General features: G+C 70.2%; 14 protein-coding genes. 4 read left to right on the top strand and 10 right to left on the bottom strand.

The features are described from left to right. The first annotated feature begins 28 nt into the window (after window positions 1-28). A complete protein-coding gene (mutY, locus tag FDP22_RS03285; RefSeq protein ID WP_138577547.1) occupies window positions 29-1,054 on the top strand; it encodes an A/G-specific adenine glycosylase in 1,026 nt (341 codons plus the stop codon). 3 nt (window positions 1,055-1,057) lie between these two features. Here mutY and FDP22_RS03280 read toward each other — a convergent pair whose 3' ends face one another. The 3 genes from FDP22_RS03280 to FDP22_RS03270 form a co-directional block, all read right to left on the bottom strand. Next, on the bottom strand, window positions 1,058-2,086 hold the full coding sequence (locus FDP22_RS03280; protein WP_239031917.1) for a site-specific DNA-methyltransferase: 1,029 nt from the start codon (window positions 2,084-2,086) through the stop codon (window positions 1,058-1,060). A 206-nt stretch (window positions 2,087-2,292) separates the two neighbouring features. Further along, window positions 2,293-2,913 carry a ribonuclease HII gene (gene rnhB / locus FDP22_RS03275; RefSeq protein WP_138577549.1) on the bottom strand — a complete coding sequence of 207 codons (621 nt, stop codon included), beginning with the start codon at window positions 2,911-2,913 and terminating at the stop codon, window positions 2,293-2,295. Window positions 2,914-2,981: 68 nt separating this feature from the next. Continuing rightward, window positions 2,982-4,097, bottom strand: coding sequence for a PA0069 family radical SAM protein (locus tag FDP22_RS03270; protein ID WP_138577551.1), 1,116 nt, complete (start codon window positions 4,095-4,097; stop codon window positions 2,982-2,984). Window positions 4,098-4,356: 259 nt separating this feature from the next. On the opposite strand from FDP22_RS03270, the gene FDP22_RS03265 reads away from it, so the two are divergent. Next, on the top strand, window positions 4,357-5,283 hold the full coding sequence (locus FDP22_RS03265) for an MBL fold metallo-hydrolase (RefSeq protein WP_430225844.1): 927 nt from the start codon (window positions 4,357-4,359) through the stop codon (window positions 5,281-5,283). Between the two features lie 90 nt (window positions 5,284-5,373). Here FDP22_RS03265 and FDP22_RS03260 read toward each other — a convergent pair whose 3' ends face one another. The 3 genes from FDP22_RS03260 to FDP22_RS03250 all read right to left on the bottom strand — a co-directional run bounded on the left by FDP22_RS03260 (window position 5,374) and on the right by FDP22_RS03250 (window position 8,588). Continuing rightward, window positions 5,374-5,775: a PRC-barrel domain-containing protein gene (locus FDP22_RS03260; RefSeq protein ID WP_138577555.1), complete on the bottom strand. Its 402-nt coding sequence runs from the start codon at window positions 5,773-5,775 to the stop codon at window positions 5,374-5,376. Window positions 5,776-5,889: 114 nt separating this feature from the next. Beyond that, window positions 5,890-7,335: an NAD-dependent succinate-semialdehyde dehydrogenase gene (locus FDP22_RS03255; protein WP_138577557.1), complete on the bottom strand. Its 1,446-nt coding sequence runs from the start codon at window positions 7,333-7,335 to the stop codon at window positions 5,890-5,892. Window positions 7,336-7,496: 161 nt separating this feature from the next. Next, entirely contained in the window at window positions 7,497-8,588 is a 1,092-nt protein-coding gene (locus FDP22_RS03250) for a LysM peptidoglycan-binding domain-containing protein (RefSeq protein WP_170317576.1), read from the bottom strand. A gap of 289 nt (window positions 8,589-8,877) precedes the next feature. Between FDP22_RS03250 and FDP22_RS03245 the strand changes: the two genes are divergently transcribed. After that, complete coding sequence (locus tag FDP22_RS03245) at window positions 8,878-10,101, top strand: biopolymer transporter ExbB (protein ID WP_138577561.1); 1,224 nt, start codon at window positions 8,878-8,880, stop codon at window positions 10,099-10,101. Window positions 10,102-10,104: 3 nt separating this feature from the next. Then, on the top strand, window positions 10,105-11,874 hold the full coding sequence (locus FDP22_RS03240; RefSeq protein ID WP_138577563.1) for a peptidoglycan -binding protein: 1,770 nt from the start codon (window positions 10,105-10,107) through the stop codon (window positions 11,872-11,874). Window positions 11,875-12,482: 608 nt separating this feature from the next. Here FDP22_RS03240 and infB read toward each other — a convergent pair. The 4 genes from infB to rimP are packed head-to-tail and all read right to left on the bottom strand — an operon-like array spanning window position 12,483 to window position 18,134. Beyond that, window positions 12,483-15,233 carry a translation initiation factor IF-2 gene (gene infB, locus FDP22_RS03235; RefSeq protein ID WP_170317575.1) on the bottom strand — a complete coding sequence of 917 codons (2,751 nt, stop codon included), beginning with the start codon at window positions 15,231-15,233 and terminating at the stop codon, window positions 12,483-12,485. A 7-nt stretch (window positions 15,234-15,240) separates the two neighbouring features. Further along, entirely contained in the window at window positions 15,241-15,900 is a 660-nt protein-coding gene (locus tag FDP22_RS03230) for an RNA-binding protein (protein ID WP_138577569.1), read from the bottom strand. 17 nt (window positions 15,901-15,917) lie between these two features. Continuing rightward, window positions 15,918-17,546: a transcription termination factor NusA gene (nusA, locus tag FDP22_RS03225; protein WP_138577571.1), complete on the bottom strand. Its 1,629-nt coding sequence runs from the start codon at window positions 17,544-17,546 to the stop codon at window positions 15,918-15,920. After that, window positions 17,547-18,134 carry a ribosome maturation factor RimP gene (gene rimP, locus FDP22_RS03220; protein ID WP_138577573.1) on the bottom strand — a complete coding sequence of 196 codons (588 nt, stop codon included), beginning with the start codon at window positions 18,132-18,134 and terminating at the stop codon, window positions 17,547-17,549. It abuts the gene before it with no gap. Between the last annotated feature and the right edge of the window lie 82 nt (window positions 18,135-18,216).

Below are 18,216 nucleotides of genomic sequence, written 5' to 3'. Positions count from 1 at the left end.
CGCGTAAATTCGCCGTGAAAGCCCAAGCATGACCGACCTCTCCGCCGAGCTGCTGGCCTGGTATGACGTGCACGCCCGCCGGCTGCCCTGGCGCGTGCCCCCGCAGGAGCGCCGCGCCGGCATCCTGCCGGACCCCTACCGCGTGTGGCTCTCCGAGATCATGCTGCAGCAGACCACCGTTGCCGCCGTCATCCCCTATTTCGCGCAGTTCACCGAGGCCTGGCCGACGGTGGCCGACCTCGCCGCGGCACCGGACGAGGAGGTGATGAGCGCCTGGGCCGGCCTCGGCTACTACGCCCGCGCCCGCAACCTGCTCAAATGCGCCCGGGCCGTGGCGGCCGGCGACGGGCACTTCCCGGACACGGAGGCCGGGCTCATGGCGCTGCCCGGCATCGGGCCCTACACCGCCGCCGCCGTGGCCGCCATCGCCTTCGACCGGCAGGCCACCGTGCTGGACGGCAACGTGGAGCGGGTGATGGCCCGGCTCCACGCGGTGGAGGAGCCGCTGCCGGACTCCAAGGAAGCGCTGCGCGCCCATGCCGCCCTGCTCACCCCCGCCGAACGGCCGGGAGACCATGCCCAGGCGGTGATGGACCTCGGCGCCACCATCTGCTCGCCGCGCAGCCCGGCCTGCGGCATCTGCCCCTGGCGCGCGCCCTGCCGCGCGCGCGCCGAAGGCATCGCCGCCGAACTGCCGCGCAAGCGGGCGAAGGCGGCAAAGCCGGTGCGGCTGGGCTACATCTATCTCGCGCGGGCCCGGGACGGCGCGGTGCTGGTGGAGACGCGGCCCGAGAAGGGCCTGCTCGGCGGCATGCTGGGCCTGCCCGGCAGCGACTGGAGCGCCGCGCCGGAGCCCGCGCCGCCCCTCGCGGCGGACTGGCGGCAGGCCGGGGAGGTCCGCCACACGTTCACGCATTTCCACCTGCGCCTCGCGGTGCTGGTGGCCGGCGTTCCCGAGGGCGGGCCGGGGTTCCGGCAGGTGCCGGCCCGGGCCTTTCCCACGGTGATGCGCAAGGCCTACCTGGCCGGCCTCGCCGCGCTGGAGACCGCCTGAGCGCTACTCCTGCATCTCCGAGCGAACCTGCTGGCGCAGCATGTCGATGGGCACCGGCTGGCCGTCGCGGCGGAAGTGCCAGTAGGTCCAGCCGTTGCAGGAGGGCGCGCCCTCCAGCGCCGCGCCTACCTGGTGGATGGAGCCGCGCGCGTCATGCGCGATCAGCGTGCCGTCGGCGCGCACCTTGGCCTTGTGCCGGCCGTTGAAGGACCAGAGCTCCTCGCCCGGGCGCAAGAGCCCGCGCTCGACCAGCGAGCCGAAGGGGATGCGCGGCTCGGCGCGCTTGGAGCCGGTGACCTTCAGCGCGTCGGCCTCGTAGGGCACCACGCGGGCCAGCCGGTCCTGCGCCACTTCGATGTAGTCCGACTCGCGCTCGATGCCGATGAAGTGCCGCCCGAGGCGCCTGGCCGCCGCACCGGTGGTGCCGGTGCCGAAGAACGGGTCCAGGATCACGTCGCCCGGGTTCGTGGTGCCCACGATCACCCGGTGCAGCAGCGCCTCCGGCTTCTGGGTGGGATGGGCCTTCTCGCCCGCCCGGTTCTTCAGCCGCTCGCCGCCGGAGCAGATCGGCATCACCCAGTCCGAGCGCATCTGCAACCCGTCGTTCAGCTCCTTCAGCGCCTCGTAGTTGAAGGTGTACTTGCCGGCCTCGGTCTTGCCGGCCCAGATCAGCGTCTCGTGCGCATTGGTGAAGCGCTTGCCGCGGAAGTTCGGCATCGGGTTGGTCTTGCGCCAGACCACGTCGTTGAGGATCCAGAAATCCAGGTCCTGCAGCGCGGCGCCCAGCCGGAACACGTTGTGATAGGAACCGATGACCCAGATCGCCCCGTCCGGCTTCAGGATGCGGCGCGCGGCGGCGAGCCAGGCTCGGGTGAAGCGGTCATAGGCGGCGAAGGAGGAGAACTGGTCCCAGGCGTCGTCGCAGGCGTCGACCCGGGTGTTGTTCGGCCGGTGCAACTCGCCGCGGAGCTGCAGGTTGTAGGGCGGATCGGCGAAGATCAGGTCCACCGAGTTCTCCGGCAGCGCGTTCATGTGCTCCACGCAATCCCCCACCAGGATCTGGTCCAGCGGCAACTTGCTGGAAACAGGCACCTTTTTGGTGCCTCGCAGCATCGGCTTGGTGCGGGAAAGGCGGGGTCGGGGCTCGGCTGCGGGCATGGGGCGGGTTCCATCGGAAACTGGCTGGGTTGCCCCGAAAATGAGTCAAACGGATTCCGGCGTCAATTTGTTTTTTCGATTCAATGGGTTAACGCTTGCTCTTCGTACAACATCTTGTGGATGGGTTTGAAGGTTCGTCTATGGTGAGCGGTGACCCCCAGTTCTAGTAGGGCGGCGCGGTGCTGTGCCGTGCCATACCCGACATTGCGCTCCCAGCCGTAGCCGGGGTGCTCCAGGGCCAGGGCCGCCATGGCGCGGTCGCGGGTCACCTTCGCGATCACGGAGGCGGCGGCGATGGAGGCGCAGAGCGCGTCGCCGCGCACGATGGCCTCGGCCGGGCAGGGCAGGCCGCCGGGGATGCGGTTGCCATCGATCAGCGCGAAGCTCGGCTTCACCCCCAGCGCCTCGACCGCCCGGCGCATCGCCAGCGCCGTGGCCTGCGAGATGTTGAGCTGCTCGATCTCCTCCACCGTGGCCTCGCCCACCCCGACCAGGGCCTGGGCGCGGATCGTGTCATGCAGCGCCGCGCGCCGGCGGGCGCTGAGCAGCTTGGAATCGTTCACCCCCTCGGGCAGCACGCCTTCCAGCATCACCGCCGCGGCCACCACCGGCCCGGCCCAGGGCCCGCGCCCCACTTCGTCGATGCCGATGACACCGGGGCCGCAGCGGGTTTCGAAGGAAAGGTCGGGCAGGGTTTTCACGGCAAGGCTCCATCAGGCGTCAGGCTTCGCCGAGCCATACACCGGATGGCCGGCAGTGCGAAGCCGGGTCAGAACAGGTCGGTGAAGCTCATCTGGTCGCCGGCCCGCGGCGGCAGGCGGAACAGGTCGTTGCGCAGCGCCCAGCGGGTGTTGGAGAGGCCGAGCCGGCGGCGGGCAGCGTCCATCCGCCGGGCGATCAGCTTCGCGTGCACGCCCTCGCCGGTGAGGCGCTTGCCCCAGGCCGGGTCATAGTCGCGCCCGCCGTGCAGCTCGCGCACCATGCCCAGCACCTTGGCGGCCCGGTCCGGGTAGGCCTCGCGCAGCCATTCGGCGAACAGGCCCTGCACCTCCAGCGGCATGCGCAGCGCCACCCAGCCGGCGCTGGTGGCCCCGGCCCCGGCGGCCGCGGCGAGCACGGTCTCGATCTCGTGGTCGTTGAGCCCGGGGATCACCGGGGCCATCATCACGCCCGTCGGGCAGCCGGCCTTCGTGAGCGCGGTGATGGCGCGCAGGCGCACCGTGGGCGTGGCGGCGCGCGGCTCCATCTTGCGGGCCAGCGAACTGTCCAGCGTGGTGATGGACAGCGCCACCCGGGCCAGCCCGCGCCGGCCCATGTCGCCCAGGATGTCCGCGTCCCGCGCCACCAGGCCGCCCTTGGTGACGATGGTCACCGGGTGGTCATGCTCGGAGAGCACCTCGAGCACCGCGCGCATGATGCGGCGTTCCTTCTCGATGGGCTGGTAGGGGTCGGTGTTGGTGCCGATGGCGATGGGGGCGACCTCGTAGCCCGGGCGGCGCAGCTCCTCGGCCAGCAGGCGTGCGGCATCGGGCTTGGCCAGCAGTTTCGTCTCGAAGTCGAGCCCGGCGGAGAAGCCCAGCAGCGCGTGGGTGGGCCGGGCGAAACAGTAGATGCAGCCGTGCTCGCAGCCCCGGTAGGGGTTGATCGAGCGGTCGAAGGGAATGTCGGGCGAGGTGTTGCGGGTGATGATGCGCCGGGTGGTGTCCTCCATCACCGTGGTGCGCAGGCGCGGGCTCGCCTCCTCGTCGCCGCCCCAGCCGTCATCGAAGACGGTCTGGCGATAGGCCTCGAAGCGGCCGGAGGCGTTGGAGAGCGCGCCGCGCCCGCGCCGCCGCTCCGGTGCCACGCCGGCCTCGAACAGGTCGTCCGCCGTCTTGTCCGCCATTGGGTCACCCTCCGAATCCGTTGCAGGGGCCAGTATAGAACATTGAGCGAACATTTACAGGGGGCGCGGCGCTCACGAGGTTGTTGCTCCGGTGAGGCGCGGAATGTGGCACACTCCGCAGCCGCCTGTGCCTTCAGGCCGACCCAGAGAGAGGGAGACAGAGATGACCGACCAGATCACCCCGCGCCACCCCCGTTCCGCAGCCTCCGACATTTCGCGCCGCGGCGCCATCGCCCTGGCCGCGGCCGGCGCGGCCGGCATGGCCGGCGCCGGCCTCATCTCCGCATCGGGCCCGGCACGGGCCGCCGTGCCGATGCAGGCGGACCCGCGCCCGGGCCATTACCGCTTCCGCCTCGGCGGGTTCGAGATCACCACCCTGCTGGACGGGGTGCGTGTGGGCGAGGGGCCCTATCCCACCTTCGGCTCCGACCAGCAGCCGGAGACGGTGGCCGCCCTGCTGGAAGAAAATTTCCTGCCCACGGACCGCTTCGCCAACGGGTTCACCCCGGTCGTGGTGAACACCGGTTCCGAGCGCATCCTGTTCGACACCGGGCTGGGCGCGGGCGCGCGCGGCAACGGCATGGGAATGCTGGGCGCGCAGCTTGCCGCGGCGGGCATCGACCCGGGCGAGATCGACACCGTCGTCATCACCCACATGCACGGCGACCATATCGGCGGGCTGATGGAAAACGGCGCCCCGGCCTTCGCCAACGCGCGCTACGTGATGGGCGCGAAGGAATACGATTTCTGGACCGCGGACGCGCAGAAATCCGGCCCCACGGAGCGAGGCGCCGCGGCCGTGGCGGCCTCCGTCACGCCGCTGGCGGAGAAGACGCGCTTCATCGCGCCGGGCGATGCCGTCGCCTCCGGCATCGAGGCGGTGGAGGCCTTCGGGCACACGCCCGGCCACCTCGCCTTCCACATCGAGAGCGCGGGCCAGCGGCTGATGCTCACCGCCGACACGGTGAACCACTTCGTGGTGTCCATGCAGCGGCCGGACTGGCACGTGGTCTACGACACCGACAAGGCCGCCGCCGCCGCCACGCGCAAGAAGATCCTCGGGATGATCGCCGCCGAGCGCATCCCCTTCGCGGGCTACCACATGCCCTTCCCGGCGCTGGGATATCTCGACGCCCGGGACGAGGGGTTCCGCTTCACCGCGGCAAGCTATCAACTGGTGCTGTAGGGGGAGGGCGCGGGCCCGCGCGGCGCGTCGCCGCGCGGAGGAGGCCGCGCGCAGGGCGCGGGGCGGTGGGCCGCCCCGCTCGATGCGGCATCAGAGCATCATCATGCGCGGCGAGGAGCCGTAATAGTCATGGATGCTCTGCTCGTAGGCGCGGTCCGTCCACACCGGCTCGTCGCCGCGGGCGTAGCGCGGTGCGCCTTCGAGCTGTTCGCGGGTCAGCGCCACGACATAGCCTTCCAGCTCGGTGTCGTAGGTGAGCACTTCCCAGGGCAGCGGGTGGTAGCTTTCGCCGAGGCCGAGGAAGCCGCCGAAGGCCATCACCGCGTAGGAGACACGCCCGCCGCGCTTGTCGATCATCAGCTTGTCGACGGAGCCGAGCTTTTCACCCTCGGCGTTGTAGACGGGGGTGCCTTCGACCTTGTCGGAGGCGATGAGGGTGACGGTCTCGTTGCGGTCGAGTTCGTCCTGCGTCATGCCGGTGATGCTTGTCATGCTGAGCACTCCTTTCGGCAGGAAACAGCTCCTGCACCCGGACAACGCCGGCGAAGGGTGCTTGTTCCCCGGGGCGCGATCACGTCTCGCGCGTGCGCGCCCCGGGGCCCCGGGTCAGATGCCCATGGAGAGGTACTTGATCTCCAGGAAGTCCTCGAGCCCGTACTTGGAGCCCTCGCGGCCGAGGCCGGACTGTTTCACCCCGCCGAAGGGCGCCACGGCGGTGGACGGCAGGCCGTCATTCACGCCCACGATGCCATATTCCAGCGCCTCGGCCACCCGCCACACCCGGCCCACGTCGCGGCTGTAGAAGTAGCAGGCGAGGCCGAACTCGGTGTCGTTCGCGGCCGCGATCACCTCCTCCTCCGTCTCGAAGCGGAACAGCGGGGCCACGGGGCCGAAGGTTTCCTCGCGCGCCACCTTCATGTCCTTCGTGACACCGGTGAGCACGGTGGGGCGGTAGAAGTTGCCGCCCATCTCCTCGGCGCCGAAGGCCACTTCGGCACCCTTCTCCAGCGCGTCGGCGACATGCTCCTTCACCTTGTCCACGGCGTTGCCGTCGATCAGCGGGCCGGTGGTGACACCCTCGGCGAACCCGTCGCCGATGTTGAGCTGCTTCACCGCCGCCACCAGCTTCTCGGTGAAGGCGTCATACACGCCGGCCTGCACGTAGATGCGGTTCGCGCAGACGCAGGTCTGGCCGGCGTTGCGGAACTTCGAGCCCATGGCCCCCACCACGGCGGCGTCGAGATCGGCATCGTCGAACACGATGAAGGGCGCGTTGCCGCCCAGCTCCATCGAGGTTTTCTTGATGTCATGCGCGCAGTTCTTCAGCAGTTCCCGGCCCACCTCGGTGGAGCCGGTGAAGGTGAGCTTGCGCACCTTCTCGTTCGCGCACATCTCGTTGCCGATGGCCGAGGAGGAGGAGCCGCAGACCACCGAGAACACGCCCTTCGGGATGCCCGCACGTTCCGCCAGCACCGCCATGGCGGTGGCCGAAAGCGGGGTGAGCTTGGCGGGCTTCGCCACCATCGTGCAGCCCACGGCGAGCGCCGGCGCCACCTTGCGCGCGATCATCGCGTTGGGGAAGTTCCACGGGGTGATGGAGGCGACCACCCCCACCGGCTGCTTGAGCACCACGATGCGCTGGCCGGCCTTCGCGCCGGGGATCGTGTCGCCGTAGACGCGCTTGCCCTCCTCGGCGAACCACTGGATGAAGCTCGCGCCGTAGAGGATCTCGCCGCGCGCCTCGGCGAAGGGCTTGCCCATCTCGGCGCAGAGGATGGTGCCGAGGTCGTCGGCGTTCTCCACCATCAGCTCGTACCATTTCATCATCAGGGCGGAGCGCTCTGAGGCGAGCTTCGCCGCCCAGTCCTTCTGCGCGGCATAGGCCGCGTCGATGGCGCGGGCGGTCTCGGCCTGGCCGAGGTCTGCCATGTTCGCGATCACCTCGCCGGTGGAGGGGTTGGTCACGGCAAAGGTCTTGCCGCTGTCGCCGTCCACCCAGGCGCCGTCTACGTAGGATTTCTCGGCCAGCAGGCTGGGGTCTTTGAGTTTCATCGTCTCGGGTTCCTTCTTCGGAAGCGGCAGGGGGCCCGTGTGGCGCCCGCCGGCAGGATCGTCCCGCTCTCGCCCCTGATGTCGGGCGGCACGGAGCAGTGTCAAATCACCGGCGCCTTCCCTGCCGCGGCGGGGCGCGCGCCGGTGGCGGATCGGGTGGCCTAGCGGGCGGGGGCTCGGCGCCAGTCGGACAGGGTGCCGCGCACGATGCCGGGCCAGTCCTCCTCGGTGGTCACGTCGCGCACGCCGGCGCTGAAGGCGTTGAGCCGGGCCATGGCCAGCGGATTGCCCTTCGCCGCGACCGCGACCAGCGCGGCCTTGCGCGAGTGGCGCGACAGCTCGCGCAGGCCCTCGGGCGGCTGCGGCAGGGTCTCGCGGTTGGTGAACACCGCCTGGGCGGCGTCCGGCCCGGGGCGCAGGCAGTCGGCCAGGCTCTCGTCGCGCACCAGGTCCGCGCCGCGCGGCAGCAGCCCGGTTTCGATCGGGTCGGGGCCGACATACTCCGCCGGCAGGCAGATGCGCACGCCCGCGAGGTCTCGCGGCAGGGTGTCGGGGCCGTAGAACACCAGGTCGAGGGTCATCAGCGGCTCGGAAAAGGCATAGTCCTCGCACAGGCGCTGCACCTCGCGCGGGGCGCTGAGCCGGGCCGGGCAGTCAGGCTGCACCCAGGGGAAGCCCAGGTCGAAGGCGCCCATCGGCAGCAGGGTGGCAAGCTGGGCATCCGCGTCGCGCACCTCGTCGATGCGGAAGCTCTGGCCCGGTGCCGCGGCGGCCATCACCCGGCGCACCAGCTCCGGCAGCAGCCCGCGGCCGGGCAGGCCGGTGGCCACCAGCGGCGGCATGCCCCCCGCTGTCACGAAGCGGACCTCCTCCTCCGCCGGCCCGCGCGGGCGGATGCCCGGGGGATCCAGCGTCCGGCGGGCGGCCTGCATCGCGCTCTCGGGCGGCATGGAGCCGTCCTCGCAGGGCAGGCGCAGCACCTGGCCCACCTCCAGCGCGTTGGGGGAGGAGAGCACGTCGCGGTTGGCATCGTAGAGCACCAGGTAGCGGTCATGGCCGAACACCCGCCGGGTGATGGAGCGCAGCGTGTCGCCGCGCTGGACCACGTAGGGGCCGCAGGCCTCCTGCGCGGCGGCGCGGCCCGCGGGCAGGCCGGCAGCCAGCCCCGCGATCAGCGCCACCGCGAGGGCCGCCGGGCCGAAGCGGGCGGACCGGCGGTCGCCACGGGTTGGCCGCGTCGCGGATCTTGGCATTGTGTCTCCCCGGGGATGCTGTGACATGGCCGCACTATCGCGGGCGCCGCGCCCGGGTGCAAGACCATGCGCGCCCCGGCGCGTCCGGCACGCGCCGGGGTGTTGCGGGCACCCGGGCGCTGCCGGAACGCGCCTCGCCGCCGCGCCGCTCAACCGGGGCGCGAGCCGGTGCGGGGCAGACCCGCGCGGAGTGTCGCTCCCCGATATGTTTGTTGGATTTCGGAGGTTTGGCCTTTAAGGTCCGAGACCGGTACCATCCGCATGAGACGGAGCGCAGCAGGGCAGGCCAATGGCACGACGCATCATCCTGGATCGGGACACCGACCCGCAATTCTCTCAGCCGATCCGCCAGACCTTCGCGATGGTGGTGATCCTCGCGCTGGTGGCGGCGGGCGTGTGGTTCATCTACGGCTCGGTGTCCGAGGTGCTGGCCTCGAACCCGGTGCTGAACGGTTTCATCGGCGCGGTGTTCGTGGTGGGCGTGCTGTCCTGCTTCTTCCAGGTGTTCCAGCTCACCAGCGCGGTGAGCTGGATCGAGGGGTTCGCGCTGGACCGGCCGGGGCATGAGTTCACCAAGGTGCCGCGGCTGCTCGCCTCGCTCTCCGCGCTGCTGCGCGGCAAGGGCACGCGCTCCATGCTCACCTCCTCCTCCACCGGGTCCATCCTCGATTCCGTCGCCACCCGGCTGGACGAGGCGCGCGACATCACCCGCTACATCATCAACCTGCTGATCTTCCTCGGCCTGCTGGGCACGTTCTGGGGGCTGTCGAACACCGTGCCGGCAGTGGTCGACACCATCCGCCACCTCGCGCCGCAGGACGGCGAGGAGGGCATGGCGGTGTTCGACCGGCTGATGAAGGGGCTGGAGGACCAGCTGGGCGGCATGGGCACGGCCTTCTCCAGCTCGCTGCTCGGCCTGGCCGGCTCGCTGGTGGTGGGGCTGCTGGAGCTGTTCGCCGGCCACGGCCAGAACCGCTTCTTCCGCGAGCTGGAGGAATGGCTCTCCTCCATCACCCGCATCGGCCTCTCGACCGGCGACGGTGAGGCCGGCGGCTTCGACGGCACCGTTCTCGCCGGCATCCTGGAACGCACGGCGATGCAGATCGAGAGCCTGCGCGAGATGGTCGAGAGCGGCGAGCAGCGCCGCTTCGACACCGAGGACCGGCTGCTGCGCCTCTCCGGCTCCATCGACCGGCTGGTGGAGACCCTCTCCACCCCCACGGCCGAGCAGCGCGCCGCCGAGGAGGCCCGCGCCGCCCTGCTCGAACGCATCGCCGTCTCGCATGAGCGCGCGCTGGAGATGACCGCGCAGCGGCTGGAGGACGGCGAACACGTGGACGCCGAAACCCGCATGCGCCTGCGCAACATCGACGTGCAGCTTCTGCGGCTGCTGGAGGAGATGTCGGCCGGGCGGCAGGAATCGCTCTCCGAGATCCGCTCCGGGCTGGCGGCGCTGCCGCGCGGCATCGGTGCCGCGATCGCCGAAGCCGCCTCCGGGCCGGCCGGACGCTGAGCCATGGCCCTGTCGCGCAGATCAGGACGCAAACCGGAGGTCAACATCTGGCCCGGCTTCGTGGACGCGATGACCGCGCTCACGCTGGTGCTGATGTTCGTGCTCTCCATGTTCATGATCGTGCAGTTCTTCCTGCGCGAAACCATCACCGGGCAGGAGAGCCGGCTTGACCAGCTTGGCTCGGAAGTGGCGCAGCTCAGCCAGGCGCTGGGGCTGGCGCGCAGCCGGTCCGAGAGCCTGCAGGGGCAGGTGACCTCGCTCTCCGCCGACCTCGCCGACACCCGCACCCTGGCCGGGCAGCAGGCGCTGATGATCGACAGCCTCACCTCGGAGCGGGACTCCCAGGCCGCGCGGATCGCCAGTTTCGAGGAGCAGGTGGCCGGGCTGCTCTCCGAGAAGAGCGACCTCTCCGCCGCGTTGGCCGCCGCGCAGGACGAGACGGCGCAGCGGCAGGCCGCGCTGGAGGAGGCGCAGGGCACCATCACCACGCTCCAGGCCGAGAACGCCCGGGAGATCGACCAGAAGGAGGCGGTGCAGCTCGCCCTCGCCAATCTGCGCAAGGAGGTCGACGCCCAGGCCGAGGCGGCCCGGCTCGACGCGTCGCGCCGCGAGGCCCTGCAGGCACTGGTCGAGAGCCTGCGCGCCGATGCGCAGAAGAGCGCGGCGCGCATCGCCGAGCTGGACGACAAGCTGACCGCCGAGCAGCAGGCCCGGGTGGCCGAGGCCGCGCAGGCCAAGGCGCTGCTCGACCAGTTCAGCGACAGGAAGGCGGAGGAAATCTCCGGCCTGGAGGCGAAGCTCACCGATCAGGAGAAGCTTGCGGCGGCAGAGGCCGCGGCGGCGCAGGCCCTGCGCGAGAAGCTGGCGAATTCGCAGACCGAGCTCACCTCGATGACCCTCGCGCTGGAGGAGCAGCGCAAGAAGGCGGAGGAGACGCTGGCCCTGCTCGCCGCCGCCGACGCCGCGCGCACCCAGCTCGAGACCGCCCGGGCCGACGACCGCAGCGAGATCGACCGCAGCAAGGCCGCGGCGGCGAAGGCGAACGAGCTGCTCGCCCGCCAGCGCGCCTCGGCCAGCGAGGACCAGAAGCGCATCGCGCTGCTGAACCAGCAGACGCTGGAACTGCGCCGCCAGCTCTCCAGCCTGCAGGCCACGCTCGACGCCTCCGCGCAGCGGGATTCGGACCGGCAGGTGCAGGTGGAGACGCTGGGCACCCAGCTGAACTCCGCCCTCGCCCAGGTGGCCGAGGAGCAGCGCAAGCGCGCCGAGCTGGAGGAGCGCGAGCGCAAGCGGCTGGAGGCCGAGGCGACGGACCTGCGCCGGGCGCGCTCGGAATTCTTCGCCCGCACCCGGGCAATCCTGGAGGACCGGCCGGGCGTGGAGATCGTGGGCGACCGCTTCGTGTTCTCCTCCGAGATCCTGTTCCCGCCGGGGTCCGCCGACCTGTCCGACGCGGGCAAGACCCAGATCGCCCGGGTGGCGGAGGTGATCCGCGACGTCTCCCGGCAGATCCCGGACGGGATCGACTGGATCCTGCGCGTGGACGGCCACACGGACGACACCCCGCTGCGCGGCGGCCGCTACGCCGACAACTGGGAGCTGAGCCAGGCCCGGGCGCTGTCCGTCGTGCGGTTCCTCATCGATGATGAGGGCATCCCGGCCAACCGGCTCTCGGCCAACGGCTTCGGCGAGTTCCAGCCCATCGACACCGGCGACAGCCCCGAAGCCCGGGCGCGCAACCGGCGCATCGAGCTCAAGTTCACCGAGCGCTGACCCGCGCGCCCGCCCCCGCCCCGGACCGGGTCTCCCACCCGCCCGCCCCGACCCGCTCCGGCCGGGCGCGGGCGCGGCGGGTGACGCTGGCCGGAAGGCCCGCAGGGCACGACGCGCCTACCGAGGCGGGGGCCGTGCCCCCTCCGAGGCAGGCGCTTCCCTCCGAACAGGCGCTTCCCTCCGAACAGGCGCTTCCCTCCGAACAGGCGCTTCCCTCCGAACAGGCGCTTCCCTCCGAACAGGCGCTTCCCTCCGAACAGGCGCTTCCCTCCGAGCAGGCGCTTCCCTCCGATCAGGCGCTTCCCTCCGATCAGGCGCTTCCTTCCGAACAGGCGCCTGCTCCCCGATCCTTACGTTGCCTGGTGCCTGATCGACGCGTGTCTGGCCTTGTCGCTGACGGGCGGCGGTGAGCCTTCGGCCGCCCGGCGCGGGGGCGCGGAGGCTGCGCGGTCGGGTGTGTATGCGGAGGGGGAGGTCTGCGGCCGGCAGGTGGTGCTGGTCCGGCCCTCGGGTCAGCCCTGTGGGGGAAGGGGCGGGCGCCGCTCAATGAAAAAGGGCGCCGGTGAAACGGCGCCCTTTTCGTGTCTGACGATCCTCGTCCGGCCGGATCAGTCGAGCGTGCGCTCGATTTCCTCGGTGGTGAAGATCTCGATGACGTCGCCTTCGCGGATATCGTCGTAGTTCTCGAAGGCCATGCCGCATTCCTGACCGGCGCGGACCTCGCGGACTTCGTCCTTGAAGCGCTTCAGGGTCTTCAGCTTGCCCTCGTGGACCACGACGTTGTCGCGCAGCAGGCGGACACCGGCATCGCGGCGGGCGACACCTTCGGTGACCTCGCAACCGGCGACCTTGCCGACGCCCGTGACCTTGAACACCTGCTTGATCGCCGCGTAGCCGATGAAGCTTTCCTTCACCTCCGGCGAGAGCAGGCCCGAGGCTGCTGCCTTGATGTCATCCACGAGGTTGTAGATGATCGAGTAGTAGCGGATCTCGACGCCCTTCTGGTGCGCGGACTCGCGCGCCGGGGCGTTGGCACGGACGTTGAAGCCGATGATCGGCGCGCCGCTGGCCTCGGCCAGGGTCACGTCGGACTCGGTGATCGCGCCGACGCCGGAATGCAGCACCCGGACACGGACCTCCTCGTTGCCGACCTTCTCCATCGCCTGGACGATGGCCTCGACGGAGCCCTGCACGTCGCCCTTCACCACGACGGGCAGCTCGGCCACGTTCGAATCCGCCTTGGCCTGGGCCAGCAGCGTCTCGAGCGACCCGCGGGCGCCGGCGGCGGCCTGGCGATCCTTGTTGAGGCGGGCACGGTAATCGGCGATCTCGCGGGCCTTGGCCTCGCTCTCGACCACGTTCAGCGTATCACCGGCTTCCGGCGTGCCGTTGAGGCCGAGAACCTCCACGGGCACCGAGGGGCCGGCCTCGTCGACCCGGTCGCCCTGGTCGTTCATCAGGGCGCGCACCTTGCCCCACTGCTCGCCGACGACGAAGACATCGCCGCGACGCAGGGTGCCGCGCTGCACGAGCACCGTGGCCACCGGGCCGCGGCCCGTGTCGAGCTTGGCCTCGATCACCGCGCCCTCGGCGGGGCGGTCGGGGTTGGCGCGCAGGTCCAGAAGCTCGGCCTGCAGGGCGATGTTCTCTAGCAGCGTGTCCAGCCCCTTGCCGGTGTGGGCGGAGACCTCGACATCGAGCACGTCGCCCGACATCGCTTCCACGACCACCTCGTGCTGGAGCAGCTGGACGCGCACCCGCTGGGCGTCGGCCTCGTGCTTGTCGATCTTGTTGATCGCGACGATCATCGGCACGCCGGCCGCCTTCGCATGGGCGATGGCCTCGATGGTCTGCGGCATGACGCTGTCATCCGCCGCGACCACCAGCACCACGATGTCCGTCACCTGCGCGCCACGGGCCCGCATGGAGGTGAAGGCGGCGTGGCCCGGGGTGTCGAGGAAGGTGATCTTCGCACCGGAGTCGAGGGTGATCTGGTAGGCGCCGATGTGCTGCGTGATGCCGCCGGCTTCCCCGGAGACCACGGAGGTCTTGCGGATCGCGTCCAGCAGCGAGGTCTTGCCGTGGTCGACATGACCCATGATCGTGACGACAGGAGCGCGGGGCTCCAGCGCCTCGGGGGCATCTTCGGTCGTCTCGATGGCGTCCTCCACATCCGAGTCGGAGACCCGGATGACCTTGTGGCCGAATTCCTCGATGATGAGGGTCGCAGTCTCGACGTCGATCGCCTGGTTCTGGGTGGCCATGATGCCGTTCTGCATCAGCCACTTCACCACATCGGCAGTCCGCTCGGCCATGCGGTTGGCGAGCTCCTGCACGGTGATGGCGTCGGGCAGGCGCACGTCGCGCACCACCTTCTCGCGCGGCTCGTTGGCGCCGAACATCTTGCGCTTCTCGCGCTCCTGGCGGCGGCGCATCTGCGCCATGGACCGCTGGCGCCCGGCACCGTCGCCGCCCGCGAGGGCCTGGTTGATGGTCAGCTTGCCGGTGTTGCGGCGGTTGTCGGTCTTGGCGGCCTTGCCACCCGGACGGTCCTCGCCGGCCGGGCGCTCGCGGCGCGGGGCAACCGGCGTGGCGCCACGGGGCGCACGGTCGTCGCCCGGCACCTCGGTGCCACGCGGAGCACGGCCGGGAACGGCCTCGGGGGCCGCGGCCTTCGGCGTGGTGGTCGCGGTGCGGGCAGCGCGGGCCTCGGTGCGGGCCTTCTCTTCCTCGACGCGGCGCGCCTCGGCTTCGGCAACCTCACGGGCAGCGGCTTCCTCGCGCTCACGGCGGATCTCGCGCTCACGCTCCTCGCGCTCACGGGCGTCCCGCTCCTCGCGAAGCTTCTCCATCTCCTCGATGCGCCGCTTCTCTTCCTCGGCCTCGTGCTTGCGCCGCTCGGCCTCGTTGGCCTTCGCGGCCTCGAGCGCCTTCAGGCGGCGGGCGTATTCTTCCTCGGAGAGGGTGCGCAGCATCTGGCCCTTGCCCTGCACGCGTCCACGCGGCTTGGCCGCGCTGCCGCCGGCAGGACGGGCGCCGCCGGGGGCGGAGCGGGTCGCCGGGGAGGGCTGGCCGGCGGGCGCCGGCCGTGCAGCCTGGGCCTGCGGCGCCGGCGTGGCGGCGGCGCTGGGGGCCGGGGTTGCCGGTGTGGGTGTCGCGGCGGGTTTGGCCGCAGCCGGCTTGGCCTCCACCGGAGCCGCAGGCGCGGCTCCCGGTTTCGGCGCAAGCACGAACTTGCGCTTCTTCTCGACCACGACGGATTTGGAGCGGCCGTGGGAGAAGCTCTGGCGCACTCGGTCGCCAGAGCCCCGAGGCCCCATTTTGCCGCCCTTGTTGTCGCCGCCAGTGGTGTCACTCATGCTCATGTCAACCTATCGCTTCGGGCCCGTCCTTGGCCCCGTCATCATCATGTTGCAGCGGCCCGGATGGCGCTGCACAGTCTCGGAGCCCGGAAAGCCGGGCTGCTTCTCTCAGGATCCGATCCGTGACCCCGCCGGCGTCGAGCGCCGCATGTATCACATGATCGCGTCCAAATGCCAAACCCAATTCGGACCCGGTCAGACAGGCGATGCGCGGGGCCTCGCCGGCCATGGGCCGCAATCTGGCTCTTCCTTGCTCGGATCCGTCCGACGCCTCGATGAGCGCGGCAACGGGCCCCGATTTGAGCCGGGCCTTCACCTTGTCATGCCCGGCAAGTGCCAGCCCAGCCTTGCGGGCAAGGGCCAGATGATCGATCAGCCGGCGGGCGATGAGCGCTTCGAGCGTCTCGGTCAGCCCCTCCGGTATCCGCACCTGGGTCCGCGCAGCGCGCGAGAACAGGTTCTTCTTCACGGCCCGCGCCACGGCCTCGCGGCTGGCGCTGAGCCAGATGCCCCGGCCGGGCAACCGCTCCGCGAGATCGGGAACGATCTCGGCTTCGGGGCCCACGACGAAACGGATCATCGCGCCGGTGTCGCCAGAAGCGCCGGTCGCGATGCAGCGTCGTTCGGGGCCGTCCCGATCCTTGGTTCGACCGCCCCGGGTCATCGTGCCTTTCGGCCGGGTCAGACCCCGGCCGCCTCCTCGGTGTCATCGCCCGCGGCGGGCGCCGCATCTGCCTCGGCCTGTGCGGCGAGGTCTTCCTCGGTCACCCAGCCAAGCGCGAGGCGGGCCGACATCACGAGGGTCTGCGCTTCTTCCAGGGACATGTCAAATGTCTCGAGGATGCCGTCATCCTTCACGCGCTTGCCGTCGACGGTGGTATACCCGCCGGCCAGCTCCCAGTCCGCGCAGGTGGCAAAGTCCTCGAGGGTCTTGATGCCCTCGGTGCCGAGCGCCACCAACATCTGGGGTGTCAGGCCCTCGAATGCAAACAGGCTCTCCTCGACGCCAAGCTCCCTGGCCTTCTCGGTGGCCTGGTTGTTGAGCTCTTCGAGGCTCTCGCGGGCACGGGCCTGCAGCTCCTCGGCGGTCTCCTCGTCGAAGCCGTCGATGGAGAGCAGGTCATCCATCTCGACATATGCGACTTCTTCGAGCGATGTGAACCCCTCGGACACCAGAAGCTGCGCCACCATCTCGTCCACGTTCATCGAATCCATGAACATCTTGGAGCGGACGGCGAACTCGGCCTGGCGGCGCTCGCTCTCCTCGGCCTCGGTCATGATGTCGATGTCCCAGCCGGTGAGCTGGGAGGCGAGGCGCACGTTCTGGCCGCGGCGGCCGATGGCCAGCGAGAGCTGGTCGTCCGGCACCACGACCTCGATGCGCTCGCTGTCCTCGTCGATCACCACCTTGGAGACCTCGGCGGGCTGCAGCGCGTTCACCAGGAAGGTCGCGGTGTCTTCCGTCCACGGAATGATGTCGATCTTCTCGCCCTGAAGCTCGGCCACGACGGCCTGCACACGGCTGCCGCGCATGCCCACGCAGGCGCCGACCGGGTCGATCGAATGGTCATAGGAGATCACGCCGATCTTGGCGCGGCTGCCCGGGTCACGGGCCACGGCCTTGATCTCGATGACATTGTCATAGATTTCAGGCACTTCCATCTTGAACAGCGCGGCCATGAACTCCGGCGCGGTGCGGCTGAGGAAGATCTGCGGGCCACGGGTTTCCTGGCGCACGTCCTTCACATAGGCGCGGATGCGGTCGCCGTTGCGGTAGGCCTCGCGCGGGATCATCTGGTCGCGGCGGATGATCGCCTCGCCCCGGCCCACGTCCACGATGACGTTGCCGTATTCCACGCGCTTGACCAGCCCGTTGATGATGGTGCCGATGCGGTCCTTGAATTCGTCGTACTGGCGCTCGCGCTCGGCCTCGCGGACCTTCTGCACGATGACCTGCTTGGCCGACTGCGCCGCGATGCGGCCCAGGTCCAGCGTGGGCAGGGGGTCGGCGATGATCGCGCCGATCTCGGCCTCGGGGTTCTTCGCCCGGGCTTCCTCGAGGGTCATCTCGGTGAAGTGATTCTCCACCTCCTCGACCACTTCGCGAACCCGCGACATCGACAGTTCGCCGGAGCGGCGGTCGATATGGGCGCGGATGTCGTACTCGGCGCCGTAACGCGAGCGCGCGGCCTTGCCGAGGCTGTCTTCCATCGCCTCGATGACGAGTTCCGGTTCGATCAGCTTCTCGCGTGCGACCGCTTCGGCGATCTGGAGCAGTTCAAGCCTGTTGGCGCTGACAGTCGAGCTCATCTATGCATCCTCCCGCCGTTCGGGTTCGTCTGGTTCATCATCGTCGGTCTCCACGACCTCGTCGAATTCGTCTTCGTCGAAGCCCTTGCGGCCCTTGAGGGATTCCGCGATCAGGTCATCCGTCAGCACCAGCCGGGCATCGGAGAGCCACTCGAACTCCAGCCCGATCGTGCCCTCGTCGATCTCGATCAGCACCTCGGTGCCCTCGATCCCGGCGAGAATGCCCTTGAAGCGCTTGCGGCCCTCGATGAGCTCGGAAGTCTCAAGCTTCGCCTCCCAGCCCTGCCAGCGGTCGAAATCCGACAGGCGGGTGAGCGGCCGGTCGATCCCCGGCGAGGACACTTCGAGCGCATATTCCCCCTGGATGGGGTCTTCCACGTCAAGCACGGCGGACAGGGCGCGCGAGAGCGTCGCGCAATCCTCGACTTCCATCGAGCCGTCCGGGCGTTCGGCCATCACCTGCAGGGTGGTCTTCTTTCCCGACATCAACCGCAGGCGCACGAGGCCGAAGCCCATGCCCTCGATCGTGGGGCGCAGCAATTCGGCAAGCTTGCGGTCGAATGCAGCCTTGGCAACAAGATCCGTCACGGGCGTCCTTCTCCGAAAACAAAAAAACGGGCTCGCGGCCCGTTCGTCTTCCCGGTGGTGGAAGGCCCCGGAGGCCTCCCGC

The organism is Paroceanicella profunda (genome assembly GCF_005887635.2).
GTDB classification, from domain to species: Bacteria; Pseudomonadota; Alphaproteobacteria; order Rhodobacterales; family Rhodobacteraceae; genus Paroceanicella; species Paroceanicella profunda.
Note: the sequence above shows the minus strand (reverse complement) of the source record. Positions and strands in the feature narration are given on the sequence as shown.